This window comes from Bilophila wadsworthia ATCC 49260 (assembly GCF_000701705.1).
Lineage (GTDB): Bacteria > Desulfobacterota > Desulfovibrionia > Desulfovibrionales > Desulfovibrionaceae > Bilophila > Bilophila wadsworthia.
In genome coordinates this window covers 41,551-67,117 of sequence record NZ_JNJP01000010.1, presented here as the reverse complement: position 1 = coordinate 67,117, position 25,567 = coordinate 41,551, and the positions used below count along the sequence as shown (strand labels likewise).

The window sequence follows — 25,567 nt, the reverse complement described above, 5'->3', positions numbered from 1 at the left end:
ACCATTTACAAGCCATCCCCCAGCCTCCTTCATTCGGGAGGCTGGGGGAATTCTTTTAGGCTTCTGGCATTTTTCTGGCCCCTACGTGGAGAATAGGGTTCGGGGGAGCCTCAAGCCTACTCTTTCGCTCCTTTGCACCTTACCCCGAAAAAAACTCTCTTGCCGATTGGAGGAAATACGGGACTGGTGAGCTCATATGGTAACCGTTTTGTACCGTTCACTCCCCATTTACCAGAATGGGGCCGTTGGGGACCGAGAGTTTTCCTCTTATCAAAGGTTTTTTTGTTAAATTTTTATAAAATAAATACAACATATTAACTATACGTTTCAACTTTTTTCCATTTTCCCCTTTTTTCTCGTTGACAGCGGTGGATGATTTTTATAAATAGTTCTGGCTGTGCAGCTGCGGCGAGCAGAAAGCACGGTAAACGTCCCCATCGTCTAGCCGGCCCAGGACAGCGGCCTTTCACGCCGTCAACAGCGGTTCAAATCCGCTTGGGGACGCCAACAGACATCAAAGGCTGTCGTTTTTCTTACTACTAGGTAGGAAAGGCGACATGCCAAGAGTACCCTTCCTTTTTAAGGCGACAGAGAATATCCCGCACACACCGGGGTCTTCTCTGTCGCCTTTTTTGCCCCCAAATGGATCGGCTGTAAAGCCCTCGCCCTGCGTCGCCACCCACCCCGGAAGGCCTGCAATACGCAGACCACGCCCGAATATCCCCCTCTGCCTCGCCAGATACCTCGGCATCCGCCTGATGTACGCGCCTCCCTACAGGCATGTACCTCACGTCCCGGCACGGCCTCTGGTCATTCGCTCCTCCCTCTGCTTCCCCGGAGAAGTGCTCTACCGCGCCGACATGCACCGAAACCTGAGACGGCGTATCATCATGGACATTGCCCAACTCCTGTCCGGCCTTGCCCTCATCCCCCCGTTCTCATTTCTTGCCGGCAAGCTCATAGACGATCCCCTCTGGGCTCTGATCTCAATCATACCTCAGTCCTGCATCATCTTCGGTCTGACATATACGAGTCCCTTTCGCTCCTTCTACATGGGATTCGCCAACTGGTGGATAAGGAGGTTCCCTCATGCGTGACCTCTCTTTCTTCCTCCGTCTGCACGCCTATCCGCCGCTGGCCCGGTTCTCTAGAACGCCCCGGAAGCCCTACCTCCCGCTCGAAGTGCGCTACATCATCAGGCCCACCGGAGAGGTACTTCTGTACGTCTCGAACGCTCTCAACAGGAAAACCAGCTACGAGGATCTTTCCCTGTTCGGAAACCACAGATGGAACAGGCTCTTTCCCTCTACCGATATAACATTCGCATCAGCAAAGGAAAAAGCGGCAATACCGATCTCAGCAAAAAAGGAAAAAATATGAGAACCTATTTATCAGGATTTAAAATCAAACATCTTACACCAGCTTCAATTTCACTTTGCTTCCTTGCATTCACTCTATCTGAAACATTTATAAATTTATGGAATATAGGGTATATAATAAGGATATTGGCACCAGTCATATTGGGCTTCATTGTTGTGACATTTCTCATCAAAATATTACTCCTACGGGAATTAGAACCGCTCGATATAATAACGCTACTTATCCTGTTATCTACGAGTCTCTAAGCTGAAAACTTGACAAAGCGAAACGCCCTGCGTCGGGTGGCCGGGTGGCCCACCCCTGACGAGCAACCCGTCAGCAATATAAAAACACAGGAGTAGAAAATGCCCCGGAAAATCGGCTCGGCTACCGCTCCCCGAAAAGAAGAGCGGCTGAATCTGGATCAGCTCTGGAATACGACAGACCCCAAGATCAAGAAAACGCTTTTCCGTTTTCTTGATGAAGAACGTTCCAGAGGAGGCAAAACGAATCCCGATGAGCGGGCAATCATCCGCCTGGGACTCGAATACCGCCATGTCCGCCGATAAAGAGGAAATGCAATGTTTGAAGTAGAACGGTTTGAAGTAGAACGCCAATCAGAAGAAATCTATGACCTCATGAACTGGGCTCAGGAGGGCGTCGATCAAGGAACCCGATACCCCGGTATGAGCTACGAACAGGGCATTCTTGATGCCCTCATGTGGCTCGATGGTTCCTCCGATCACAACCCGATGGACGAGTAATAATCCACCGATAAAGGAATAAAGATGCTTCCAGCAACCACTCCCAAAACCTGCGCCCATATTCTGACCAAAGAAGAGGCCAGAGACGCTCTGAGCCGCGTCCTGCGTGTCTGCCGAGAATCCGGGTACCGAAACTTGGGTATTCCCAAAAGGATTTTCGAAAACCGGGAACTGGTTCGCTGCCTGTATGAGCAACACATGGCACTTGGCCAAGCCTTTACCACTTTTATAGGGGTGGCCGAATCTTCCAGAAGATTTTTTGACTCCATCGTGGACGCTCTCAAGGAAACATTCCCGGATGTCGGTCAATTTCCGGAAGGCGGTAACAAATCAGGCGCGCCCCTTCCTGAAGAAACCAGACTTGTCATGAAATGTCTGGATGGACTCATAGCAGTTTGCGGAACCAGTGGCGAGAAACTCACAAAACTCCAGACCGAAAACCGTGAGATCGCCTGTTTACTGAAAAGCAATCCCGCCTTTTCAGAAAGGCTTGGCTTCATCGAAAGCTGGCTGGAAGACCATGAGCTGTTCTTTGAGGATATGCGCCATGCTCTTAAAGACATTTTTAAAAAGGTTTCGGGTGATGCAGCTTTGCCAACCTATGGATGGGTGGGAAATGATCTTACGGAGTACCGGATACAGTTCAATAGTGAAAAGCTTTCCCCAAAGAGGAATCTTCCTTCTATAGATATTAATAAAACTGTTCTTGAAGTATGTAAAACCCTTCAAAAGGACTATCGACTCAATTATACTTGTCAACCAATTAGAGATAAAAATGGTCACTTTTTAGGTGTAATTTCATATCATAAATATATTGAAGGAATTTCCGATCCTTCAGACACACCTATTGTAGATAAATTTTTTAATAATATTTTATTTCGAATAGGAGTTATTTGTATAATAGGCTATCATATGTTTCATTTTATTCAAAAAGTTTGAAAAAATATCAGCTTTTCTTACTAGTGTTATCAAAATACATTTATTTCCTTTTCTATATGAACGTAGCAATACAACACCATATTCTTCATCTTTTATATACATTTCACATTGTATTCTTATTTTATATTCACTACCAGATTTTAAGATAAACCCATGGCCAATCGATGAATATTTATTATGTCTAGATAAAAATACATTATCCTCATCAAGATATAGACAAACAGGAGTTTTATTATAATTACAAATTGTTGCATCTATACAAACACAATCATCAGAGTTGTGCCACAAAGTATACACTTTCTGTTTAATTTTTACTTGATTATATACGGCAATACCTGCCGTAATACCTGTAAATATTGCTGTTAAAAAACCTGTAATTTCCATAGAGCATCCTAACAATTTGAATAATGACGTAAAAAAACTCAAAACGAATGGCAGGCATGGAGAAGCTGATAAAGCGAGTGTACGGCAAAACCGATCTCAGCAAAAAAGGAAAAACTATGAGAAAGACAATGCAGACCTATTTATCAGGATTTGAAATTGAAAGATTCTCACCAGTTTCGATGGCGCTTTGGGCCGCTGCAATGGTCTTGTCTTTGTACACACCACATGAGGAAAACCTTATATATTTATATGAGGCTCTTTTACATATTAAGGCAGTCCTCGTTTGCCTACTTCTTGGGATGCTTCTCATCAAGATATTGCTCCTGCGGAAATTAGACACGTTGTTCGATATAGTAACGCTGATTATCCTCATGAGTTCCCTCTACTCTACTATGAGCTGAAAAACTGACAAAGCGAAACGCCCTGCGTCGGGTGGTCGGGTGGCCGGGTGGCCCACCCCTGACGAGCAACCAGTCAGCAAAAGCAAAAGGAGTAGAAAATGTCCAGGAAGAAATCCACCTCGACTGCCGCTCCCAAAAAAGGAGAACGGCTGATTTTAGATCGGATAATGAACACAAGAGACCCACATATGAAAGAAACGTATTTCCGTCTTTTTGACGAAGAGTGGGAACGCTCCGGATACACCCCCCACACAATCCCGATCAGGGTGCGGGCGCTCATTCGTTATGGCCTCGTGTATCGCCACCTTTTGTCCGCACGCCAGCAACTCCTACTGGATCGTGAAGCCCGCGCTCTTGGCCTTGCGTAACTAAGGAATGAACCGATGAACTAACCAGGAAAAAAGAGAAGACCGGCATCTGCTACCAACAGACACCGGCCCCAAATCCCTCAACGGGAAAAGTCAACTCACCGTGAACTGACTTTATCCCGACTCGCTTCCGGCGTCAAGCTAGGGGGGCTTGGTTATTCTCTTTTTTCTGCAACCCACAAGGTAGCGGAAATATGAGAACTTTTACTCCAAAGAGTCTGTTTTTGCATGTCAGGGATAAATTTTTACCGACTTTCATCAGGAGAGATCCCTCCGTTTCCGGTAACGCCTCCTATCTCTATGAGATGCTTTTCGACTTTTGCGGCGACAAGGATCACTGCTACCCGACACAAAGCACGCTGGCGCTCCTGTGCAAAACGACGGTCCGTTCGGTCCAAAACTATATCGCAGAGCTGACGCGGACGGGCTACATCGCGGTCAGGAAAGACGAGAAGACGGGCCGTAATATCTACTACCTGCTGCTCTCAGAACACCTGCTCGCTCTGCTCAGAAAGCTCGGCATCCCCACGCACGACATGCAAACTTCCAGCAATGCTTCAGCACGAGGAGCACACGAAAAATTTTCGCATGATATAAGAGTAAATAAGAAACAAGATATTACCCCCCTTTCCCCCCTTCCGGTTCAGGAGGTCTCTTCATCTCCCTCTTGCCGCAACCGTACCGGGCATCCGGGGTCAGCTCCCTTACCCCAGAGGGTACAAGGGAGGGGGGATTTTTCATCTTTGTCTCGAACTGGTGCGTCACAGACAACCCATGTACTGCACCGCCCAACGGAGCACGAGTTCGAGCAATTGTGGGCCGCATGGCCCCAAACCGCTACCTGGGCCATGCCCCGCAACAGGCAGCTTGCCCTGCGCGTCTATCGCCGGATGCGACGCGCAAGGCAACTGCCGCCCATCGAAAAGCTCCTCGGCATCGTCGAGCAATACAAACTCACGGACAGCAGATGGCTCAACGGCTATCCTCCTGAGCTCTCTAACTGGCTCTACACCCGCCAGTTTGAAAAGGCTCCTCTCATGCGCCGCCCGAAGAAGACTTTTTTCGGGAAGCTCGTGCCTGCGGAACCGGTTCTTACTCCTGAAGAAAGACGACAAGCCGAAGTCTACCGTGCCCGCATCGAGGAACTGCAAAAGCGGTTCAATCAGCCTACCGTTTCGAGCTCTCCTACTCCCTCACAAGACGCGGACGCACTGATCGCGCTCTGGCCTGAGCCGGAACGCCAGCGCGTCCCCGTCACGACATACCTCAACTATTTGTCAGGCAAAGGACAAAAGCCAGATCTCGCTCGTCTGGTTTCCCTTGCCCGCGATTATCTGTCCGGAACGTCGTCACCCATGAGTCTTGTCGGCTGGCTGCGCAGTTGCCAAGCCTGCGCCGTCTGACGCCAAAGGAGAGATCGCCATGAGCAACCTGTTTCTTGATCTGGACTCCAGCGACACCTTCGATACCGCCCTGGAACGAATGGAAGAGTACGGCGTGGGCTCCATTTTGTTTACCGTGAAGGGCAATGGCAAGCCGATCCTGTTTCTCTGCCTGACGCAAAACCCCGATCTGGCGGCTCTGCTCGGCAAGACGGCTGAAGCCTACGATGACGAACAGGAAGACGCCTAGGATGCTCCTTACGGAGATCCTTCGATCTTTTAAATAATTCGATCTTCACAGGATGAAATTTTATGAACATACTTAAAAAATTTTTTAATTCTATAAAAGAAAATCTTCTTATTACATATATAATTATTGGAACAATAATTATGTTTTTAGCACTTATACATGTAATTTATATTATGGTATCATAGAATTGTTATCCCATATTTCAAAACAGAATATAAATATGATATTCCATATATAAAATTTAAAATAATATTAAATTAACAGACCACATTCCAGCTATAATAGCATTATTATAGTATTTAACAAACTTATGACTATAAATTCTATCACGACGAACCCATATATAAAATTTACATGTATATATACATAATATAATACATAAAGAAAATAAAATAGTCAAAACAAACCAAAACAGATTACCTGATAAAATTTCAAACCCCTTTAAAACATCATTTTTATCATAAGAAACAATTAATGTAACTAAGGAAACAATAGCAGCACCATTTAATGTAAACAGCAATTTATAAATATTTTTTGATTCTTCATATATATGTTGAAAAGGAATTAAATCATTTTGGCACATTTTATATTCCTTTTTATTGCTGGATCTTCCTGTCTTTCGGCATCCATGTACTGTGTTCCATGCCACTAATTTATATTTTTTAACTAATTTTTATTACAGGATATTCTTCATGGAAACAACGGAAACGACACGGACTCGCTGGGCTAGGAACCTGCAAACACATGCAGGAAAAATAGTGAACGACGCCCTGGCGGATGCATTGACCTGTGAAGTCATGCTGAACCCGGACGGACGCATCTGGCAAGAGCGATTCGGCGAGCCCATGAAGTGCATCGGCACTCTGGAGCCATACAAGGCGGAATCCCTTTTCCGGACGCTGGCCTCGCTTCTCGGAAAGACTGTCTCATACGAACAACCCCAGCTCGATGGAGAATATCCAGGCGGTTTTCGCTTCTCCGGAGCCCTGCCTCCCATCGTGTCCGCGCCGGCCTTCACAATCCGCAAACCGGCCTCCCGGGTCTTCACACTTGATGAATACGTTGAAGCCGGAATTCTGACGGAACGCCAGAAAGACGCCCTGTGCATGGTCGTATCCGAGCACCAGAACCTTCTCGTAGTCGGGGGAACCGGTTCCGGCAAGACGACTCTCGCAAACGCACTTATCGCGGAGATGGTGCGCCAGTTCCCGGATGAGCGGCATGTAATCATCGAAGACACACGCGAAATTCAGTGTACCGCACCCAACGCCGTCTTTTTCCACACTACAGATGATGTCTCAATGACCAAATGCCTCAAGCAGACCTTGAGGTTTCGCCCTACCCGCATCCATGTCGGCGAAGTTCGTGACGAAGCCGCTCTCGACCTTCTGGATGCCTGGAATACCGGCCACTCCGGCGGCATTTCAACCGTCCACGCAAACTCGGCGCTCCAGGGACTCTCCCGCGTCCGTGGACTCGTTTCCCGAAGCCCCTCGGCTCCACGCTGCGTCGAGGAGGTTATCGGCGAAGCCGTCCAGTTCCTTGTTTTCATTGAAAGGACTCCGTCAGGTCGCAGGATTCGGGAAATCCTCGCCGTGGACGGCTATTCAATACAGAAACAAGAATATCAGCTTAGTGAATTTACTGCATAAAAACCAATAATTGGAGGAAACATGAATCTCAAGCTCTTCCTTTCCCTGACGACCATGATCGCTCTGATGGTCGTTATTTGCGTCCCTGACGCTCTGGCTTCCGCAGGCTCAGGCGGCGGTCTGCCTTACGAATCATGGCTTCAGTCTCTTGAGGATTCCGTGACCGGTCCCGTCGCCTTTTCGATCTCGGGCATCGCCCTTGTCGTTTGTGGGCTCACTCTGGCCTTCGGCGGAGACCTTCCGGGGTTCTTCAGACAGTTCGTCTTCCTCATCCTGGTCATGGCCATCGTCCTCTGCGCAGCCAACATCAAGGCGCAGTTCTTCGGCAAAGGGGCGCTGATCGCCCACGGTCATGAAACAGTCAGGATGGTGTGACATGGCTCTCAGAACCGTTCCCATCCACCAGTCGCTCACCCGTCCGACGCTTCTTCTCGGCTGCGACCGTGAACTGATCATCTCTTCGGGAGTCGTAGCCTTTGCTTTGGTCATCTCCGCGCAACAGTGGGTTGCTTTCTGGACGGGACTGACGCTGTGGGTCTTTTCTCTTTTCGTCCTCCGGCTGATGGCGAAGGCCGACCCGCTCATGCGCTTCGTCTACCTGCGGCATATCCGCTATGCGGCCTATTACCCCGCAAGGTCCACGCCCTTCCGTGAGAACACCAGGAATTACAAATGATTTTTTTAATCGTTGCCATCTCGCTTCTCGGCCTGCTGCTGTTTGCTCTGCTCATCCGGGGCATCAAACAGGCCAATGAAGCCCGGACGCTCAAGCGACATCGCTCGAAGCAAGCCGGCGTCGCGGACCTGCTCAACTACGGCTCCATGATCGACGACGGCATCATCCTGTGCAAGAACGGCTCGCTGATGGCCGCCTATGTCTATACGGGAAATGACAAAGAAAGCCATACCGAACGGCAACAGGAATTCGACGCCGAACTCCTTAATGCCGCTCTTACGGAATTGGGCAATGGCTGGATGATCCATGTTGATGCCGTCCGTTCTCCCGCCCCAAAGTATCCTTCCCCGGATCTTTCCCATTTTCCCGATCCCATATCGAGGGCCATAGACACAGAACGCCGTCACTTTTTTGAAGAAAGAGGGGTCATGTATGAGGGGTACTCCGTCCTGACCGTCACATGGTTCCCGCCGATGCTGGCGCAGGCGAAGTTCGTCGATCTCATGTTCGATGACGCTCAGGCCCCGACATCCGCCAAGGAACGCGGGCAAAAGATTCTGACGGGCTTCAAAAAGGATCTAAAGAGCCTTGAAAACCGTCTTTCCACCGTCCTTTCGCTCACCCGGCTTCACGCTCACGCCTACCAAAATGAAGGCAGCACTACCGAATATTATGATGAGTTCCTCTCCCATTTGCAGCGTTGCATCACCGGAGAATCGCAACCCGTCCGTCTCCCTTCCTGTCCCGTCTATCTGGACATGCTCCTCGGCGGGCAAGAACTGTGGGGAGGTATCGTCCCCAGAATAGGCCGCAAGCACATCCAGGTCGTCGCCATAGAAGGATTTCCCATGGAGTCATACCCTGGAATGCTTTCGCTGCTGACGGATTTCGATATGGAGTACCGCTGGTCGAACCGCTTTATCTTCCTTGACTCGCCCGCAGCCACTTCGCACATGAATGTGTTTGTCAGAAAATGGCAGCAAAAGCAGCAGGGACTGTTTGATTATCTCCTCGAAAAGCCCAATCCCAGACTGGATCAGGATGCCGTCAACATGACGGAAGACGCGGAAGACGCCATTACACGGATCAAAAGCCGTAGAGTTGGAGCCGGCTATTACACCAGCGTCGTCGTGCTGATGGACGAAGACAGACAGGCCGTGGAAGCAGCCGCTCTGCGCCTGGACAAGGCCATACGCAACCTCGGATTCGCCTCCAGAACCGAAAGCATCAACACTTTGGATGCGTTCTTCGGCTCCCTCCCAGGTCACGGCAATGAAAATGTCCGCCGTCCTCTGATAACGACCCAGAATCTCGCGGACATGCTTCCCACAAACACGATCTGGACAGGAAGCGATTATGCCCCATGCCCTCTCTATCCTGAAGGCTCCCCCGCGCTCATGTACTGCGTCACGACCGGCAACAGTCCATTCCGCCTTAATCTCCATGTGCGCGATCTCGGCCATACCCTCATGATCGGCCCCACAGGCGCGGGCAAATCCACGGCTCTCGCCCTGCTCATTGCCCAGCTACGCCGGTACAAAGGAATGCAGATCTTTGCCTTTGACAAGGGATATTCCCTGTACCCTCTGACAAAGGCCTGCGGGGGGCTGCATTTCGCGATTGCCTCAGATTCGGACAAACTCCAATTTTGTCCTCTTCAGTTTCTGGATACGCGCTCAGACATCGCCTGGGCGCAGGAATGGATCGAAACCATCCTTTCCCTGAACGGAGTCGAAACCGGTCCCGGCGAGAGAAATAAGATCGCAAAAACCCTGACTCTCATGTCCCAGGACAGAGAGAACCGACGGCTGTCCGATTTCGTCGGTCTTATCGACGTACCCCGTATCAAAGAAGCCATGCAGGCCTACACCATTGATGGTCCCATGGGAGAATTGCTTGATGCGGAAAGCGACGGTCTTGCCCTGTCTCCCTTTACCGTCTTCGAAAACGAGGAATTGATGAACATGGGAGACAAATGGGCTCTCCCCATCCTTCTCTATCTGTTCCGCAGGATTGAAATGGCTCTTAAAGGCCAACCAGCCTGGATCTTTCTGGATGAGGCATGGATACTGCTCGGTCATCCCGTGTTCCGCGAAAAGATACGGGAATGGTTCAAAGTCAACCGAAAGAAAAATTGCTCCATTTTCATGGCCACGCAGAGCCTTTCGGATGCCTTCAACTCCTCCATCCTCGATGTGATCGTCGAATCGACGGCCACCAAGATCTATCTGCCGAACATCTACGCCAGAAACGAGGGGTTCGCCGAATTTTACACGAAAATGGGGCTGAACAGCCGCCAGATCGAAATCATCTCCTCGGCTGTCCCCAAAAATGAATACTACCTGGTTTCCGAGCAAGGAAGCCGGCTCTTCAGTTTTGCGATAGGCCCGCTTGCCATGTCCTTCGTCGGCGTCTCGGATCGCGAATCCGTGCAACACATCATGCAGCTTGAAAAACAGTACGGCGAGCAATGGATTGATCAGTGGCTCCGTGAACGGGGCCTGTCACTAAACGATTATGCGAGTGCGTCATGAAGAAAAAACCGGAAGACTCTCCTTACCTGAACGCCCGGTACAACCACAACTCGCGGGAAAGCGCCATGTTTTTCTCACGGTTGATGTGGCAGATCGTGGGGATCGTCTCCATGCTCACTGTGCTAGGTTGTGTTGCTGGCATCATCTACGTCGCCATACAAGCAAAATACATTCCCTTCGTGATCAAAGTGGACAAACTCGGTCAACCGCTTGCCGTTTCCGTTGCCGACAAGGCCGCCCCCGTCGATTCCCGCGTCATCCAAGCTACGCTCGCTTCCTTCATCAACGATGCCCGCATGGTTACGCCGGACGTCACAGTCCAGCGCAATGCCGTTTTCAGAATCTACGCCCATCTGAATGCTGAAGATGCCGCGACCGTCAAGATGAACGAATACATGAACGATGAGGCCAACAATCCTTTCCGGCGTGCCGAAAAAGAACTCGTTTCCATAGAAATCACTTCGGTTCTCCAGCAGTCAGACGAAACATGGCAGATCGACTGGAGAGAGACCGTGACGGATCGCCAGGGAGTCAGAGTTTCTGACTTTCGTATGAGAGCCCTGCTCATGGTTCATGTCGTTCCTCCAACAAACCGCACGTCCGAAGAGCAGATCAGGAAGAACCCCCTGGGCATCTTCATCCGCGACTTCAACTGGTCAAAGCAACTTTAACTCCTCTGAAGGAAGGAACTGCATGAAACGAACTCTTGTTACTGGAGTCTGCCTCCTTTTGCTCACGGGCTGTGCAGGGTTCCCGTTCCACGGCAGCCGCGAGGTCTCCGGCGTCCAAACTGCCGACGCCCTGAGCGAAACATGGCCGGCAGACGCCGAACGTTTCGCCTCTCAGGCGGCACTTGAACTTTCACGTCGCTACCCAGCCGGTCAGACAGGCCTTTCCCTCGTGACTGTGCCGGGTCAGTTCGGCACGTCGCTCGAAGACCAGCTCCGTGGCCACGGCTTCGCCATTTTCCCCTCAGACTCTTCTTCCGGCCTCCGGATCGGCTACGTCCTCGACGAAATTATCGGCGAGATCACCCCTACCGGGTATCTCCAGATCAGAACCTCGGACGGCACGGCCTTCAGCATGATCCGCAAGCTCATGGGCGGTCTTCCCTCCACGACTGCGGCTCCAGCAGCTTCCGTCTCAGCTCCGGAAGAGCCGGTTCCGGGCACACCGGTGGTGACGCCTCCCGCGCGTACTCCGGAACCGGCTCCCGCAGTAAAGGAGGTGCCTCTCCCAGAAGCACCGCAGACGCCGGTTCCCCAGACACCCACGGCCCACAAAGAGAAGACCTCCGGAGATTCCCGGATGATGCCGATCATCACCGCCGTCCGGACCGTGATCCCCGTCAAATGGCAGTACAGCATCCAGGGGACGGAACTGCGCCAGAAGCAGGTTCCATACCCGAAAAATATCCCATGGCGAAAAGCTCTCATGGACATGGCCACGGCCACCGACTCCACAGTCGACATCAACGCCAAGGCCAGGCTCGTCACCTTTACGCCAAAAGGAACGCCGTCCGCTCCGGCTCTGGCAAACTCGACGGCCCCCTCCCAGCCTGAATCTCCCCTCGTGGCTACGGCCCTGGCCGATGCCGCAGCGACATCAAAGTCTGCTCCGGCCACGACCAATACGCCTGCCCCCCCGGCAACGCCGAAAGTTGAGGCCACGTCCATCCCGGCCTCTCCAGCCGTCACCATCGTTGCCGAGCCTGTCTCCCTTCCCGAATGGCACCTCTCGCAGGGAAGCCTGCGCACGCAGCTGGATGTCTGGGCAAGCCGTGCTTCCTGGCAGCTCATTTGGAACGCGGACACGGATCTCGACATGCAGGCCAGCGCCAGCTTCCGAGGCAACTTCGTTGCCGCCGTTACTCAGCTTTTTGAAGGCCTCCACGCCGCCGGATTCCCACTCCGGGCAACGTTCTATCCCCCAAACAACGTTCTGGAAGTGAGTGACAGATAATGAAAAGATACCTTTCCCTTCTCCTTGCCGCATTCGTCTTCCTCTCCGGCTGTGCCGTCAAGGACGGTGGAGCACCCACGGTCCAGCAGGTCGAGGCAAAACGAGATCAACTGGCCGAGCTCTCCAGCTCGAAGACCGTGTCCATTGCCGAACATCCGTATCTCGGTGCGAAACCCATCGTCCGGCAAACGGACGGCGAAGACATCCCCGTCCTCAACGCCAGCGTCACCCTCAAACAGAAGGGGACGCTCTCCGAGATCGCGGCCTCGCTCAGCACTATCGCCCCATTATCGGCCCAGGTCTCCGATACCGATGCCGACGATCCCCAGCCGACAAAACAGGGATCATCCTCGTCTGATCTGCCGGCCCTGGATGATCTGGGCCTGCCGCCTCTGACCAACGTATCCGGGCTGATCGACGTATCCTATACCGGCTCTTTGCGCGGCCTTCTGGACACCATCTCCAGCCTGTCCGGATACGGTTGGGATTACGATGCCAAGACGAACAGGATCACATTCAGCGCCATGCAGGTGCGCACGTACACCGTCATGGCCGCGCCGGGCGTGATCACCTATGACAGTCAGGTCTCCAACAAGAGCAAGGAACGCACAAGCGGCTCCTCCATCAGCGGCTCCAGTATCAACTCCACGGTCTCCTCCGGAGACACCTCTTCCCAGACCTCCCAAGTCCACACCTCAAAAATAGAGATGGACATCTGGAAAGAGATCGAAACCGCCGTCAAGGGACTCCTGAGCAAAAGGGGCACCGTCTCCATCAATCAGGCTGCGGGTACGGTCACGGTCAGGGACTCCTATACGCGCCTGCGTGACGTGACCGCCTACATCGACTCGATCAACGCCCGACTCTCCCGCCAGGTTGCAATTACCGTGCGTGTCTGGGCGCTCGAACTCACCGACGCCTCCAGCGCCGGGCTGAACCTTCAGGCCCTCTTCGAAAACAACGATGTTTCCGTCGTCGCTGGCAGTCTCGGTGATCTGGGGAGTGCGTCAACCGCTGCCGTGAGCGTGGTCAAGGGCAAGCTCAAGGGCTCCAGCGGTACGATCAAAGCTCTCAAAGAATGGGGGCGTGCTACCCAGCTCTCCAGTGCCGGCGGCCTGCTCATGTCGAACCAGCCTTTACCCGTACAGGCGATCAAACGTCATGCCTACCTCGCGGGCATGACCCTGGCCACCAGCGAGTACAACCAGACTTCGGAGATCACCCCCGGCGAAGTCACAACCGGTTTCGCCATGACCATCATTCCGCATATCCTGCCGGATCGCCGGGTAATTCTCCAATACACGGTCACTCTGTCGGCCCTTGACTCCATGGAAAAGATCGACCGGGAACAGGTCTATGTCCAGCTTCCGCAGGTAAGTACCCGCTCATTTGCGCAGCGCAGCAAAATGAAGATGGGACAGACATTGGTTTTGGCTGGCTTTGAGCAGTCAACCCAGAACCTTGGCAATTCCCTCGGTGTTCTCAACACGAGTCGCGATGCCGATTTTTCGAAAACCCTGCTCGTCGTGACCATCGAACTGGAAAGTGCGGAGAACGTGTGATGATGCGCCGTGTAGTCATCAATGGACAGTCCTGCATAGCGGGCCTGACATGGAACCTCACCGAAAAGCGCAGCAAGGCGGAAATCGTCTCCGAAGCTGACGGCTCCTCCGATCCCTATGATCGCATCATCATGCTCGAACTTCAGTACGGCCTTGCACGGACGCACGGGAAGCAGGCATGGCGGAAAGCGTCCTCCCTTGCTGCGATTCTGAATGGGGGAACCGATATATCCGAGATCTGCATCCTTTCGCTTGTGGACGCGGACACCTCCGAGCCGTTCTGGTGGGTCTTCGGTGTTCAGAGAGGCATCCTCTCCGCCCGGGCGGATCGTTGCTTCACAATGAAAGATGAGGCCGAAGCACTGGCTCTCTCGCTCCAGGATACGCTGGGCATCGACACGGTGCGCACCCTGTCTCCGGAGGAAAGCACGACGCGCATCACGGAAGCCCTTGCAAAACTCTCCCGTTCGGAAGCCCAGGCCGTGCGGCTCCTACCCCTGCATCAGCTGACCAGAGCAACGGTCATCAAGGCGCTTGCCGTGATTGCACTGCTGGTCGCCGCAGGTTGGGGATTGCACTCATACCTCGAATACCGGGACCGCCTTGTACGAATTGAACGTTCCAGAGTCTCTGCGGAGCAAAAACAGGCACGGATACGTGACGCCCAGGAACATCCCGAACGGCATTTTCCACGCCAATGGATGACCGCACCAGATCCGGACGCCGTCATCATCCAGTGCGCTCCCGCCATGCTGCGTCATCCTCTCGCGGCGAACGGTTGGAGGCTTTCCAGCCTGAGCTGTTCAGGGACGGCACTGGCCGCTACATGGGAACATACGGACTTCTCCGAATACACGCTGCTGCCTTTCAACGGCGTGCTCGATGAACAGCAGCCCCGGCTCGCCGTCTCGCACACGCCGATTCGTGAAAGCCTGCCTAAAGCGGAGCGTGATCTCAGCAGTCTGCTTTCCAGAGAAGAAACGGCTCGCAGGCTTTACGCCTTCACCCAGCATTTTTCCCTCAAGACCCGACTGTCGTGGGGAAAACGGACTGTGAAGAAAGTCGAAAAACAGGATGTCGTCTGCCCCTGGATTTCATCTTCCTGGGAACTCTCCAATCTTCCGGCGTATCTGATCGCGGATTACCGGAGTCTGGCCCAGGCACTGAACATTCCCGGTTTGCTCATCAAGGAAATCTCATATGCCAACGAGTCATGGAAAATAAGGGGAGAACTCTATGCCAAATAGAAAACTGCTCTTCGGAGTCGCCATCGTTCTTGTCCTCGCTCTGGCCGCGACGGCTGGAAGCCTCTACATGAGCTCCACTCCAGCCCCCAAGAACACGAAACGAGTCCAGCCGGCTCAGGTGCCGCCCGCTCAGGCTTCTCAGCCCAGGGAACAGGGCACGGAACAGGCATCCGCCGGAATCCCGGTCGAGCCCATTACCGAATTCCGCCCCGGAACCGTGTATTCCGGCACGCTCGGCGAAGTCACCGGCATTCAGGCCGGGCGCGACATCAACAAGGCCGCCTACGAGTACAAACAGTACCAGGTCAAGCTGAAGGAACTGGACGACAAGCTGGCCGAAAAACCGGCCATCGTCCCATCCCTGTCCCTGCCGCCCGTCACGCAGGGAACCGCCAAGGGGAGCACCCCTGAAAGTAAACCGTCTCGACTCGTCGTGCTTTCCGTGAAGGGAGCCTCGACACTCACGGCCACCCTCCGTTCCAGTGCCGGCACCTATACCGTCAAAGTCGGCGATACTGTCCCCGGCTTCGGCACCGTGTCCTCCATTTCACGGGACAAGGTTATCGTCAACAACTCTTCACTCCCCTGGTTATAGATATGGACTATGTACCCACCATTCCGGAATCCCTGGCCAGTCGGCTGCGCTGGTTCGACGGGTTTCATGTTTCCGCAGAGCTCAAAGGGAATCCCATACTTGACAATCTGCTTGCCCGCTATTCCGAGCAGACAGGCTCTCTCATTGTGCCCTGCGAATGGTATTCCCCTTCTGAATTCGAACAAAAATTCGGCATCCGGTACAGCAAGTTCGCCAGCGACGGGAATCGGGATCGTCCATGGGTCGAAACTTATGTCATGGACTTGCTGAACCGGGCTCTCCAAAAAAAGGTTTCCGATATTCACATCACCTATATGGGGCCTTATGCCCAGGTCTACTTCCGGCGCATGGGCCTTCTCCAGGAAGATGAACCCCTGAACGGCGAAGAAGGAAAGGCGCTCATTCGTGGCATCTTTCAGGGCGTCTTCTCGCAGGCCGAAAGCGGCTTCACCGAGTTCGAGCGGTATGATGGGCGCATCGCGGACAGAAAGTTCCTGCCTGAAGGACTCTTCGCCGTTCGTCTGCATTCCGAGCCCATTCAGAGTCCGCTCATTTCCTCGCCCGGTATCACCCTCGCCATGCGTCTGCTCTACGACGCAACGTCCGCCACGGGACCGGTAACGCAACGTCTGGCATCTCTCGGCTTCACTCCGGAACAACAAAATCTCGTCAATTCCTTCACGGAACGATCCGGTCTCACCATCGTCTCCGGTCCCACCGGACACGGCAAGACCACCGTCCTCAAAAACATCATGGAGGCCCTGGCTCAGTATGTTCCGACAAAAAACTATTACTCTCTGGAAGACCCCCCGGAGTATACCATCCTCGGCGTCCGCCAGCTCAATGTAGTCACCAAGGCAATCTCCGACGCTGAGCGCGAACGCGCTTTGCTCGAAGCGTTGGCCGGACTCATGCGCTCGGACCCCGACGTGATTCTGCTCGGCGAAATCCGATACCTGGAAGCGGCCAGGGCAGCGATCAACGCTGCGCTCACAGGCCACGGCGTCTGGTCAACGGTCCACGCGAACTCCGCCATCGGCATTGTCGCGCGTCTCCATGAGATGGGTGTTCCTCTTGAATCCATCTGCACTGACGGCGTGCTCAACGGCCTCATGTACCAGCGTCTGATGCCCATCCTCTGCCCAGAATGCAAGAAGCCGCTGCATGAACATCCCGCCGCACTATCGCCCGATCTCTGGAATCGCCTGGAAGCTGTCTACACTCACGGGGAAATCGACAATATCCATATCCGTGGCGAAGGCTGCCCCCATTGTGACGGCCTCGGGCTCGTCGGCCAGCAGGTCGCCGCAGAGGTCGTTCCCGCCACGGACAGGGAGCTTATCGGCCTGCTGCGTGAAAACCGCCTCTATGAAGCCCAACAACACTGGATCAAGGACATGGACGGCATGACCCATGTCTCTCATGCCCTGGCCCGCATCGCCTCCGGAGAGGTCGATCCCGCCATTGCCGAAGAACGACTGGGACTCACGCTCGACCATGACCTTGCCTTCTCCATGAAGCCTGAAGCTCGTTCCCGCACCTTCCAGCGCCGCCGTCCGGCGCTCTGGAGGCCCCGCAGACACCTTTGGAGGGCCGCATGAACGCCCTTCAAATTACTGTGCCTTCCTTCTTGCGGGAATGGCTGGCCAAGTCCTCCTTCGACGCCCGGACTCGGGAACGCTGCTGGAAAAAGTTGGCCAGGCAGCTGCGGCACACGCATCTCTCCCTTGAACACTGCTTCAGGATTCTTCAGGAACGCGCAAAAAAGGAAAAGAACCCGACGCATCTCATCTATGGCCGCATCGTTCAGTCCCTGCTCAACGGCGATACGATAGGGAAGGCGCTCTCACGCTATGCGACGCCGGAAGAGGTCATGCTCATCGACAGCGGTCAGACCGGGGGCGAGGCAACGCTTTCTGAAGGTTTTGAGAAAGCTGCCGATCTGTTGGAAAAGAAACGGAAGATCACAGGAATGATCGTCAAGGAAGTGGCTTATCCCATTCTGCTCTTCTGCGGCGTCATCGGGTTCCTGTTCACCGTTTCAAACCTCCTCGTTCCGCAAATGGCGCTGCTCTCCGATCCGCAAAAGTGGACCGGTTCGGCATGGCTGCTCTACAAGCTCTCCAGTTTCATCACCTCCTGGTACGGCGCGGCAGCAGCCCTCCTGCTTGTGGGCGGAATTGTCCTCGTCTGGTTCAGTTTCAAACACTGGACCGGCATGGGACGCTCGTTCGCGGACAAAATACCTCCATGGTCCGTCTACAGAATTCTCGTCGGGGTCTCCTGGCTCTATGCCACGGCGATTTTGCTCCAGACCCGCGTCAAGCTCGTCGTCATCCTGCAACGCGCCATTGAAAGCCCCGATACCAGCCCATACCTGCGCAGCCGTCTGCGCCCGGTCTACCGATTCACCATGCAGGGACTGTCGCTCGGCGACGCTCTCTGCTCCACGCCTGCGCGCTGGCCTGATCCCATCCTTGCCGACGATCTGCGCACCTATGCCGCCCTGCCCGGATTCAACGAGCAGCTCGGACAGATCGCTGAAGAAATGATGGCCGAAAGCATGGAACGTATCCAGCGCGGAGCAAGCCTTCTGGGGGTATTCAGCATTCTTTTGATCATTTTGACCATCATCTTCCTCGTCCTTGGCGTCTTCTCCATCCAGCAACATGTAACACAGGGAATCGGATTATGAACAATCGGAAGAATCAGCGGGGATTTACCCTGGGGGAAGTCCTCAGTGCGATCATCATCGGCTCCATCATCTTCGGTGCCGTCGCTCTGGTCATTTCCAACGCGATTGAAACCTCCCGCGTCTCCAATCAGCAGGAAAACCTTTCCTATTTGCGCATGAATATCCATGAAACCTACAGCCACGTCCACAGCTTCGCCTCGATTTCCAATGATGAACTTCTGGCAGCCAACGCCGTTCCCCAGGGAATGGTCGTCAACGACTCCATCGTCAACAGCTGGCACGGCGACGTGACGCTCGCCAGTGCCAACGACGGAAGAGCCTTCACCATCCAGCTCGACGACATCCCCGAAAGCGCCTGCATCAAGCTCGGTGCACAGCGCAACATGTGGGATTCCCTCTCCATCAACGGCACTGACATCGAAAGAGAGACCGTCGTCACTACGGAGCACTGCACTGACGAGGATAGCAATACGCTCACCTTCCAAGCCCATTAATTCCAAACGGGCGGGGCGGACTCCGCCCCGCCCAAAGGACATGGACAATGTTTCCACTCGTCATCTGCACGTTCTTCATCGGCATCCTTGCCTCGCTGCACATGCTGCTTCCGGATGTCTCAAAAATCAGGACTGAAGCCATCGACGACAGCGTGGCCGTCAACTTCTGTATCTACCGAACCGCCGTCACCCAATATCTGGAAGACTCCGAGCATGTTCAGGTCATTCCCAACGCCAGTCTCGATCTCCCCCCAGGCTACGTCTATCTGCAACAATGGCAGGCCAGAATCATAGACGACTACTGCTACGTCTACGGCACGACCGAGGATGACCAACCCTGGCTGATCCGAAAAAAGCTCGGAAACTCGCTCCTCGTCGGTGAAAACAGAAACGGACGGCTCTACCCCAGCGGAGTTGCCGTTCCCGCAACCATCCCCACCGGGACCATCGTCAGCATCGTGAGCGCGCAATGAAACAGCAGAATCAACAAGGCTTCACCCTCCTCGAAATGCTCGGAGCCCTGATCATCATCGGCATGATGCTCTACACCCTCACCGATGTCTGGCAACAGGGCTCCCGCATGGCCGAGCAGGCGCAGGCCGCATGGCACATCAAAACCATAAACGACGCCACGGAACGCTACATCAAGCAGAACTACGAAACCCTGCTTTCCTCTTCCTCGGCCTCTTCAGGACCTCAAATCACCATTGCGGATCTGCTTGACGCCGATCTTCTTCCGGACGGATTTCAGGACTCCAACGTATGGGGCCAGTCCTACGAAATTTATATCCGCCGTCCCCAGGACAACACCCTGAGTTCCGTCATTCTCACCACTGGTGGCCGGGAACATGAGGAAGGCGATCCGTTCGCGACACTCTCCGTCCCCGGAGCTGCCCTCCGGGTTGGAGGAGCCGGCGGTTTTGTCCCCACAGGGGATCTGGCCGGGCAGTCCGCCGATACGCTCCACGGAACCGCAGGTGGTTACATCCTTGACCTGGCCTCCATCGGGATAGCTTCCCCAGGCCCCGGACACATCGGCATGTATTCCGCTTTCGATGACTACGATCTTGGTACGGACTACCTCTATCGTACCGAAGTTCCCGGTCATCCGGAGTATAATCAAATGCAGACCGAGCTCGATATGACCGGTCACGACATCAAGAACGTCGGCTCCATTCAGTACGTCTCCCGCACCATCTCGGACGATGACTCGTGTTCCGATGAAGACGAAGGGAAGATGTTCCTTGATGAACTCCAGGGCATGTATCTCTGCCGGAATAACCAGCTCGTCCTCCTCGCTGATACCGGCAACTCCACGCAATTTAAGACTTCCACCTTCGTCAACAACGGCGACAAGGTTGCCAAACCCTCATGCGCTCCCGGCACCGGCACAGTTCCTCAAATCTACGTCGCCCCGGCAATCGTCTCTTCTGGAGAGCAGTCCCCCAGCATGGCGTCCATCCAGGCATGGGCGACATCCGTATCCGATACCGAATGGCAGGTACATCTCAGGGTTCTTAACACCAGCTCTTCCGACGCATGGATCTATCCTGACTCGAACTACGGGCGGGTGATGGTCTTTACTACCTGCGCAAAGAATTAAAACACCATGAATAAAAATGGAGGAGAATATATTATGAAATTTTTATCTTATTTCAAAAACAAGCATACAATATACAACCGCATATTCAACACACTTAAAACATACTATATTGGATTCAATAACCTTGAATTATTAGGAAAGTTAGGAATCATAGCCTTTTGGGGAGGAGGACTTTTAATAATTTTAGCATATATACGCTATTACATCAATAATAATTCATAATCATTAGAATCCCAACTCCAAACGATATCCACGCTACCAGTACACACCATGAACATACTTTATAGGTTTTTTCCAATTCATCTGTAACTCCAAATATAAATTTTTTGAAAAAATATTCTTCTTTGACCTGACGTATTGTTAATTTTTGAATGTTAACTTGTCTAAAAAAAGTCCAAAAAATTGCAAATAATGAAATACAGGAACCTAAAATAAAAAATAAACTAATCATTTTTTCTGCATTGATACTTCCATTTAATATGGCAAAGGCAAATGCAGAATTTACGGTAAGCCAAATATTTAAGGTAAATTTAATGGTATCCATATTGTATTTTTGTTGTTCAAAAATAAACGATGGAATTTCCGAAATGCGCTTCTGGATTGCTTCGATTTCTTTCTGTTCTTCAAACATTTTTAACCCCTTATAAGATATCCAATATGATTGCGAACATTACCGAATACAAAAAAAGTATTGATCTAATCAAATAAGATGAGAGTCAATATGAAACTCATTCTCTTCCTTCTGGCATTCCTGTTCCTCACGGCCCCGGCTCTTGCCGATGTGTTTGACGCGCCATGCTCACGCTATCGCGTCCCCAAGCGTCTCGTCCTTGCCATAGCCAAGACGGAATCCGGCCTTGATCCTTGGTGCGTCAACATTGCCGGAAAGACATACCGACCCGGCTCCCGCGCCGGCGCTCTGGCCATCATCCGCCAGGCTCGCGCTCGTGGCCTCTCGCATGATATCGGCCTCATGCAGATCAACAACTGGTGGCTCAAACATCTGAATATTTCACCTGAAATAGCACTTGAACCTCGGAATAACGCCGCACTTGGCGTGTGGATTTTGGCGCGTGAAATCCAGCGCCACGGCTACAACTGGACCGCTGTCGGCGCATACCACTCCCCCACACCCGCACGTCAGCGCATGTACGCCCGGGTCGTTGCACGTAAATACAAAAATATTCGGTAGATACATTTTGTGGACAGACAAGGATTCCGCAAACCAAGACACCTTAAGAAATCTGAACCACCTTTTGATTGAAAGTAACAAAGGATGACCAAATGACCTGCAAAAAGCTCTATGCCGTTGCTGCCCTGTGCCTCCTCCCCGTTTCAGCCCTTGCAGCTCCCAAGACCACTCCCGGTGAGCTCCCCGATCTCCCGCTCGAAAGCCTGTACTTCGGCGGAGAAAACCCGGTTCTTACGCCAGCGGAACAAAAGGCCCTCAAAATAGCCCGTGACTGGCAAGCTCGTTCAGCCACCCAGCTCACCCCGGTTCCCGGCCCTGATGGAGCGATCCGCTTCCTCCACGGCTCCGTCCAGCCCTCCATTGTCTGTGCAGTTATGCAAGTTACAGACATCGAACTTGAACCCGGAGAACAGATCAACAATATCTCAATCGGTGACTCTGCCCGCTGGCTTGTCGAACCCGCCGTCACGGGTGCCGGCGTCGCCGAAGTACAGCATATTATCCTCAAGCCTATGGACGTGGGTCTGGAAACCAGCCTCATCGTCACTACGAACCGGCGTACCTACCACTTCCGGCTCAAAAGCCACCGGACACAGTACATGCCCAAGGTCTCCTTCATCTACCCGGACGCGGTTCAGGCCCGCTTCCTGGCTCTGAAGGAACGCCAGACGGAAGAAAAGGAAAAGCTAACAATCCCGGAAACCCAGGAATATCTGGGCAACCTCGACTTCGCCTACCGTGTTTCCGGTTCCGCCCCCTGGAAACCCGTCCGCGTCTACAACGATGGCGTGAAGACGATCATTCAGATGCCGCCGAAGATGAAGCAAACGGAAGCCCCCTCCCTCCTCGTACTCAACGGCGACGAGGAAGTCATGGTCAACTACCGTCTCCAAGGGGATCGTTTCATCGTCGATCAGCTCTTCGACAAGGCCATTCTCATCGCCGGTGTAGGCTCCAAGCAAACTAAGATTACCATCACAAGGGGGAACTGATGGCTATTCTCCAAAAGCTGAAGAGCTGGCTTCCCCAGACCGATCTTGCTCCAGATCCGCTGAGCGCCGAAACCGTTCCGAATTCAAAACGTCTGAACAGGCTTCCATTGCTGATTTTTGGCGCTGCCTGCTCGCTGGTGCTCGGCGTCTTCATCTATGTCGGCTATCAGCGATCTCTTCCCCGTGAACGGCCTCAAAAAACGGAAAATCCTAAAGCAAGCGTATCTTCGCAGCAGTTTGCCGAAGAGATTGCAAGCAAGGCCCGGCCCGGCAGCTTCATTGCCACCATTCCTCAGCAACAGGCAAGTAATACCCAGCCCGAAAAGAGCCCCGGTGCAGAGTCCGGCAAGGAAACACAGATTCCTGCGCAACAAGACTCACATAACGTGGACATGCCGACTGTTCTCGTCGATCCCTACCTTGAAGATCGCCTCCGTATCCGGGAAAGACGTTTCCAGGCTCTGGAAGCCGCACTGAAGAGCAAAATGGGAGTGCAGGTCTCGGAGCTCCGTGCTCGTTCCACAACCCGTGACCTTAATGCGGAGATCTCCCAGGCCCGTCAGCGCCTTGCCGCCATGACCGATCCCTCCTCCGCCTATCAGGCGCGTCTTGCCCAGCTCAGGGGCGAAAGCGTCTCCGGAGCCGACGAACTCTACCGGTCTACAGCCACGGGCAAAAACGACGTGCGCAGGCTCGAACGGACAGATTCATGGAGTCTTGACTCCCAGGTTGAAGCTCCCGCTTCCCCTTACATGATCCGTGCCGGCTTCGTGATCCCCGCAATCATGATCTCCGGAATCAATTCCGATCTCCCCGGACAAGTCATGGCACAGGTCAGTCAAAACGTCTGGGATACAGCAACAGGCCGCTTTCTCCTTATCCCCCAGGGCACCCGGCTCATCGGCGCATACTCCAGCGACGTGGCCTACGGTCAGGAGCGCGTCCTTATGGCATGGCAACGCCTGATCTTCCCCGATGGCAAAACGTTCGATATTCGCGCCATGCCCGGAGCCGACAGCGCCGGCTACGCCGGTTTTACGGACCAGATCAACAATCACTGGTTCAGGACTATATCCTCGGCCATACTCATGTCCGGTGTCATCGCCGCCGTCGATTTGAGTCAGGATGACAATAACTCCAGCGATAGTTCCGACCGCCAGCGTGCTGGCGACGCCCTCTCCGAAGCCCTCGGCCAGACCCTTGGCCAAGTCCTCGGCCAAATCATCTCCAAGAACCTTAACATATCCCCTACACTGGAAATCCGGCCCGGCTATCGTTTCAACGTGATCGCCGTCAAGGACATGACTCTCCCCGGTCCCTATCAAGCGTTCAATTATTGAGGTGCTCCATGAACAATCTTTCCATCGTCCTTGCCACACGTTCCGGCGTCATCCACTTCACCGATCTCGCCAACACGCTCGCATACCTAAATAACAACGCCCAAAACATGGAAACTTCTCTCTATGTCATGGGAGACGAAAAGGAACTCTTTGATCCCTTTTTCCTGTTTTCCTTCCAGTTCTCCCAAAAAAGTTCAGTCCACTTTAAGGACTGGCTCGAACTCGCTACGGATATTGCAGCTTCAACTCCAGAAATGCAGGTGCATATCCATCCAGCCGCAACCAGTCTTTCAGAAAGACATTCCAGTCTTTCTGTGGAAGGTTATCGTTCCCCAACACGTCTTCCCTATTCGATCAATGAGAAAGGCTTTGCCGAAATACTGAAGGCAACAAACTCTTCTTTGAAAATTTAAAAGGAACCAAGGTTCTTCCATGAAACATTACCTCGTCATCTTCTCGCTTCTTATGACGCTCTCCCCTCTCTCTGCAAGAGCCGGAGGCATTCCCGTCTTCGACGCCGCGAACCTCCAGCAGACCACACTCTCGGCTATTGAAGCCGTCAACCAAACATTGAAGCAAATCGAGGAATACGCCCTCCAGCTTCAGCAATATGAAGATCAAATCAAAAACAGCATAGCTCCCGCAGCATATGTCTGGGACCAGGCACAGCGAACAATGAACAAGATCATCGCCCTTCAGGATCAGCTCGACTACTACACGAATCAGGCCGGCGACCTGGACACCTACATGCGCAAGTTCGGGAGCGTCACCTCCTATCGCAACAGCCCATACTTCAAGGCATCAACGCCAGAAAACAAAAAAGCCCTTCTCGAATCGGAAGAGCTTGGCTCGGAAGCGCAAAAACACGCCAATGACAATGTAGTCCGCACGCTCGAACAGCAACAGGCAGCCTTGAAAGAAGACGCGGCCAATCTGGAAAACATCCAGTCCAAGGCACAAACAGCTCAAGGCCGCCTGGAAGCAATTCAGTATGCCAACCAGCTCTCAAGCCACCAGGCAAACCAGCTGCTCCAGCTACGTGCCCTGCTGACGTCAAAAATCGCTGCGGAAAACGCCAGAGAACAAACAATTACCGCCCGTGAAGCACGTCAACAGGCGGCGGATGAACTGTTTACCGAAAGCAGGCATGAAAAAAGTTCGGGAATAGTCTGGTAA

The 25,567-nt window shown here is 53.1% G+C and carries 30 protein-coding genes and 1 tRNA gene; 28 read left to right on the top strand and 3 right to left on the bottom strand.

Translation table 11 applies throughout. The features are described 5' to 3' along the window. The first annotated feature begins 430 nt into the window (after nucleotides 1–430). From T370_RS0106405 to T370_RS0106370, 5 genes are all read left to right on the top strand, one after another. Nucleotides 431–507 (top strand) — tRNA-Glu (locus T370_RS0106405). 582 nt (nucleotides 508–1,089) lie between these two features. After that, complete coding sequence (locus tag T370_RS0106390; protein ID WP_029435169.1) at nucleotides 1,090–1,380, top strand: hypothetical protein; 291 nt, start codon at nucleotides 1,090–1,092, stop codon at nucleotides 1,378–1,380. Nucleotides 1,381–1,724: 344 nt separating this feature from the next. Further along, nucleotides 1,725–1,928 (top strand): hypothetical protein, encoded by a 204-nt coding sequence (locus tag T370_RS0106380; protein WP_029435167.1) that lies wholly within the window; start codon nucleotides 1,725–1,727, stop codon nucleotides 1,926–1,928. 12 nt (nucleotides 1,929–1,940) lie between these two features. Next, entirely contained in the window at nucleotides 1,941–2,123 is a 183-nt protein-coding gene (locus T370_RS0106375) for a hypothetical protein (RefSeq protein ID WP_029435166.1), read from the top strand. Nucleotides 2,124–2,147: 24 nt separating this feature from the next. Further along, nucleotides 2,148–3,062, top strand: a complete 915-nt coding sequence (locus T370_RS0106370) for a hypothetical protein (protein ID WP_029435165.1) — start codon at nucleotides 2,148–2,150, stop codon at nucleotides 3,060–3,062. Here the strand turns inward: T370_RS0106370 and T370_RS24880 are convergent. Next, nucleotides 2,997–3,446 (bottom strand): hypothetical protein, encoded by a 450-nt coding sequence (locus T370_RS24880; protein WP_156034354.1) that lies wholly within the window; start codon nucleotides 3,444–3,446, stop codon nucleotides 2,997–2,999. The two genes, T370_RS0106370 and T370_RS24880, sit on opposite strands and share 66 nt — an antisense overlap. A gap of 56 nt (nucleotides 3,447–3,502) precedes the next feature. On the opposite strand from T370_RS24880, the gene T370_RS0106365 reads away from it, so the two are divergent. The 4 genes from T370_RS0106365 (at nucleotide 3,503) to T370_RS0106350 (ending at nucleotide 5,847) form a co-directional block, all read left to right on the top strand. Continuing rightward, the gene (locus tag T370_RS0106365) at nucleotides 3,503–3,847 is read left to right on the top strand and encodes a hypothetical protein (RefSeq protein WP_034505905.1); all 345 of its coding nucleotides are present in this window, start codon (nucleotides 3,503–3,505) and stop codon (nucleotides 3,845–3,847) included. 98 nt (nucleotides 3,848–3,945) lie between these two features. Then, nucleotides 3,946–4,215 carry a hypothetical protein gene (locus T370_RS0106360; protein WP_029435163.1) on the top strand — a complete coding sequence of 90 codons (270 nt, stop codon included), beginning with the start codon at nucleotides 3,946–3,948 and terminating at the stop codon, nucleotides 4,213–4,215. 194 nt (nucleotides 4,216–4,409) lie between these two features. Beyond that, nucleotides 4,410–5,618 (top strand): helix-turn-helix domain-containing protein, encoded by a 1,209-nt coding sequence (locus tag T370_RS0106355; protein WP_029435162.1) that lies wholly within the window; start codon nucleotides 4,410–4,412, stop codon nucleotides 5,616–5,618. A gap of 19 nt (nucleotides 5,619–5,637) precedes the next feature. Beyond that, complete coding sequence (locus T370_RS0106350) at nucleotides 5,638–5,847, top strand: hypothetical protein (protein WP_029435161.1); 210 nt, start codon at nucleotides 5,638–5,640, stop codon at nucleotides 5,845–5,847. A 241-nt stretch (nucleotides 5,848–6,088) separates the two neighbouring features. Here the strand turns inward: T370_RS0106350 and T370_RS24875 are convergent, their stop codons facing one another. Then, nucleotides 6,089–6,430: a hypothetical protein gene (locus tag T370_RS24875; protein ID WP_156034353.1), complete on the bottom strand. Its 342-nt coding sequence runs from the start codon at nucleotides 6,428–6,430 to the stop codon at nucleotides 6,089–6,091. A 109-nt stretch (nucleotides 6,431–6,539) separates the two neighbouring features. Here T370_RS24875 and trbB point away from each other — a divergent pair, with 109 nt between their 5' ends. The 14 genes from trbB to pilV are packed head-to-tail and all read left to right on the top strand — an operon-like array spanning nucleotide 6,540 to nucleotide 20,867. After that, nucleotides 6,540–7,499, top strand: a complete 960-nt coding sequence (gene trbB / locus T370_RS0106345; RefSeq protein ID WP_034505900.1) for a P-type conjugative transfer ATPase TrbB — start codon at nucleotides 6,540–6,542, stop codon at nucleotides 7,497–7,499. 21 nt (nucleotides 7,500–7,520) lie between these two features. Continuing rightward, entirely contained in the window at nucleotides 7,521–7,874 is a 354-nt protein-coding gene (locus tag T370_RS0106340; protein ID WP_034505897.1) for a TrbC/VirB2 family protein, read from the top strand. A 1-nt stretch (nucleotide 7,875) separates the two neighbouring features. Continuing rightward, nucleotides 7,876–8,175, top strand: a complete 300-nt coding sequence (locus T370_RS0106335; protein WP_029435158.1) for a conjugal transfer protein TrbD — start codon at nucleotides 7,876–7,878, stop codon at nucleotides 8,173–8,175. Continuing rightward, nucleotides 8,172–10,709 carry a VirB4 family type IV secretion/conjugal transfer ATPase gene (locus T370_RS0106330; RefSeq protein WP_029435157.1) on the top strand — a complete coding sequence of 846 codons (2,538 nt, stop codon included), beginning with the start codon at nucleotides 8,172–8,174 and terminating at the stop codon, nucleotides 10,707–10,709. The genes T370_RS0106335 and T370_RS0106330 overlap by 4 nt, the downstream gene beginning before the upstream one ends. Further along, the gene (locus T370_RS0106325; protein WP_029435156.1) at nucleotides 10,706–11,380 is read left to right on the top strand and encodes a VirB8/TrbF family protein; all 675 of its coding nucleotides are present in this window, start codon (nucleotides 10,706–10,708) and stop codon (nucleotides 11,378–11,380) included. Before T370_RS0106330 ends, T370_RS0106325 begins: the two co-directional genes overlap by 4 nt. Before the next feature lie 22 nt (nucleotides 11,381–11,402). Next, nucleotides 11,403–12,671, top strand: coding sequence for a TcpQ domain-containing protein (locus T370_RS0106320; protein WP_029435155.1), 1,269 nt, complete (start codon nucleotides 11,403–11,405; stop codon nucleotides 12,669–12,671). Next, nucleotides 12,671–14,233 (top strand): pilus assembly protein, encoded by a 1,563-nt coding sequence (locus T370_RS0106315; protein WP_029435154.1) that lies wholly within the window; start codon nucleotides 12,671–12,673, stop codon nucleotides 14,231–14,233. Before T370_RS0106320 ends, T370_RS0106315 begins: the two co-directional genes overlap by 1 nt. Beyond that, nucleotides 14,233–15,480 (top strand): type 4b pilus protein PilO2, encoded by a 1,248-nt coding sequence (gene pilO2, locus T370_RS0106310; RefSeq protein WP_029435153.1) that lies wholly within the window; start codon nucleotides 14,233–14,235, stop codon nucleotides 15,478–15,480. The genes T370_RS0106315 and pilO2 overlap by 1 nt, the downstream gene beginning before the upstream one ends. Further along, nucleotides 15,470–16,075, top strand: coding sequence for a type IV pilus biogenesis protein PilP (gene pilP, locus T370_RS0106305; protein ID WP_029435152.1), 606 nt, complete (start codon nucleotides 15,470–15,472; stop codon nucleotides 16,073–16,075). The genes pilO2 and pilP overlap by 11 nt, the downstream gene beginning before the upstream one ends. Before the next feature lie 2 nt (nucleotides 16,076–16,077). Continuing rightward, on the top strand, nucleotides 16,078–17,676 hold the full coding sequence (locus T370_RS0106300) for a GspE/PulE family protein (RefSeq protein ID WP_051643769.1): 1,599 nt from the start codon (nucleotides 16,078–16,080) through the stop codon (nucleotides 17,674–17,676). Beyond that, complete coding sequence (locus T370_RS0106295) at nucleotides 17,673–18,770, top strand: type II secretion system F family protein (protein WP_029435150.1); 1,098 nt, start codon at nucleotides 17,673–17,675, stop codon at nucleotides 18,768–18,770. Before T370_RS0106300 ends, T370_RS0106295 begins: the two co-directional genes overlap by 4 nt. After that, on the top strand, nucleotides 18,767–19,264 hold the full coding sequence (locus T370_RS0106290) for a type 4 pilus major pilin (protein ID WP_029435149.1): 498 nt from the start codon (nucleotides 18,767–18,769) through the stop codon (nucleotides 19,262–19,264). Before T370_RS0106295 ends, T370_RS0106290 begins: the two co-directional genes overlap by 4 nt. Before the next feature lie 47 nt (nucleotides 19,265–19,311). Continuing rightward, a complete protein-coding gene (pilM, locus tag T370_RS0106285; protein ID WP_029435148.1) occupies nucleotides 19,312–19,737 on the top strand; it encodes a type IV pilus biogenesis protein PilM in 426 nt (141 codons plus the stop codon). After that, entirely contained in the window at nucleotides 19,734–20,867 is a 1,134-nt protein-coding gene (pilV, locus tag T370_RS0106280; protein WP_029435147.1) for a shufflon system plasmid conjugative transfer pilus tip adhesin PilV, read from the top strand. The genes pilM and pilV overlap by 4 nt, the downstream gene beginning before the upstream one ends. Before the next feature lie 205 nt (nucleotides 20,868–21,072). On the opposite strand, the gene T370_RS0106275 is transcribed toward pilV, so the two are convergent. Continuing rightward, complete coding sequence (locus T370_RS0106275) at nucleotides 21,073–21,498, bottom strand: hypothetical protein (RefSeq protein ID WP_029435146.1); 426 nt, start codon at nucleotides 21,496–21,498, stop codon at nucleotides 21,073–21,075. 90 nt (nucleotides 21,499–21,588) lie between these two features. Here T370_RS0106275 and T370_RS0106270 point away from each other — a divergent pair, with 90 nt between their 5' ends. From T370_RS0106270 to trbJ, 5 genes are all read left to right on the top strand, one after another. Beyond that, nucleotides 21,589–22,059 carry a lytic transglycosylase domain-containing protein gene (locus T370_RS0106270; RefSeq protein WP_051643768.1) on the top strand — a complete coding sequence of 157 codons (471 nt, stop codon included), beginning with the start codon at nucleotides 21,589–21,591 and terminating at the stop codon, nucleotides 22,057–22,059. A 92-nt stretch (nucleotides 22,060–22,151) separates the two neighbouring features. Beyond that, on the top strand, nucleotides 22,152–23,051 hold the full coding sequence (trbG, locus tag T370_RS0106265; RefSeq protein ID WP_051643767.1) for a P-type conjugative transfer protein TrbG: 900 nt from the start codon (nucleotides 22,152–22,154) through the stop codon (nucleotides 23,049–23,051). Beyond that, complete coding sequence (locus T370_RS0106260) at nucleotides 23,051–24,391, top strand: TrbI/VirB10 family protein (RefSeq protein ID WP_051643766.1); 1,341 nt, start codon at nucleotides 23,051–23,053, stop codon at nucleotides 24,389–24,391. The genes trbG and T370_RS0106260 overlap by 1 nt, the downstream gene beginning before the upstream one ends. A gap of 8 nt (nucleotides 24,392–24,399) precedes the next feature. Continuing rightward, nucleotides 24,400–24,804, top strand: a complete 405-nt coding sequence (locus T370_RS0106255; RefSeq protein WP_029435142.1) for a hypothetical protein — start codon at nucleotides 24,400–24,402, stop codon at nucleotides 24,802–24,804. A gap of 19 nt (nucleotides 24,805–24,823) precedes the next feature. After that, nucleotides 24,824–25,567: a P-type conjugative transfer protein TrbJ gene (trbJ, locus tag T370_RS0106250; RefSeq protein WP_029435141.1), complete on the top strand. Its 744-nt coding sequence runs from the start codon at nucleotides 24,824–24,826 to the stop codon at nucleotides 25,565–25,567.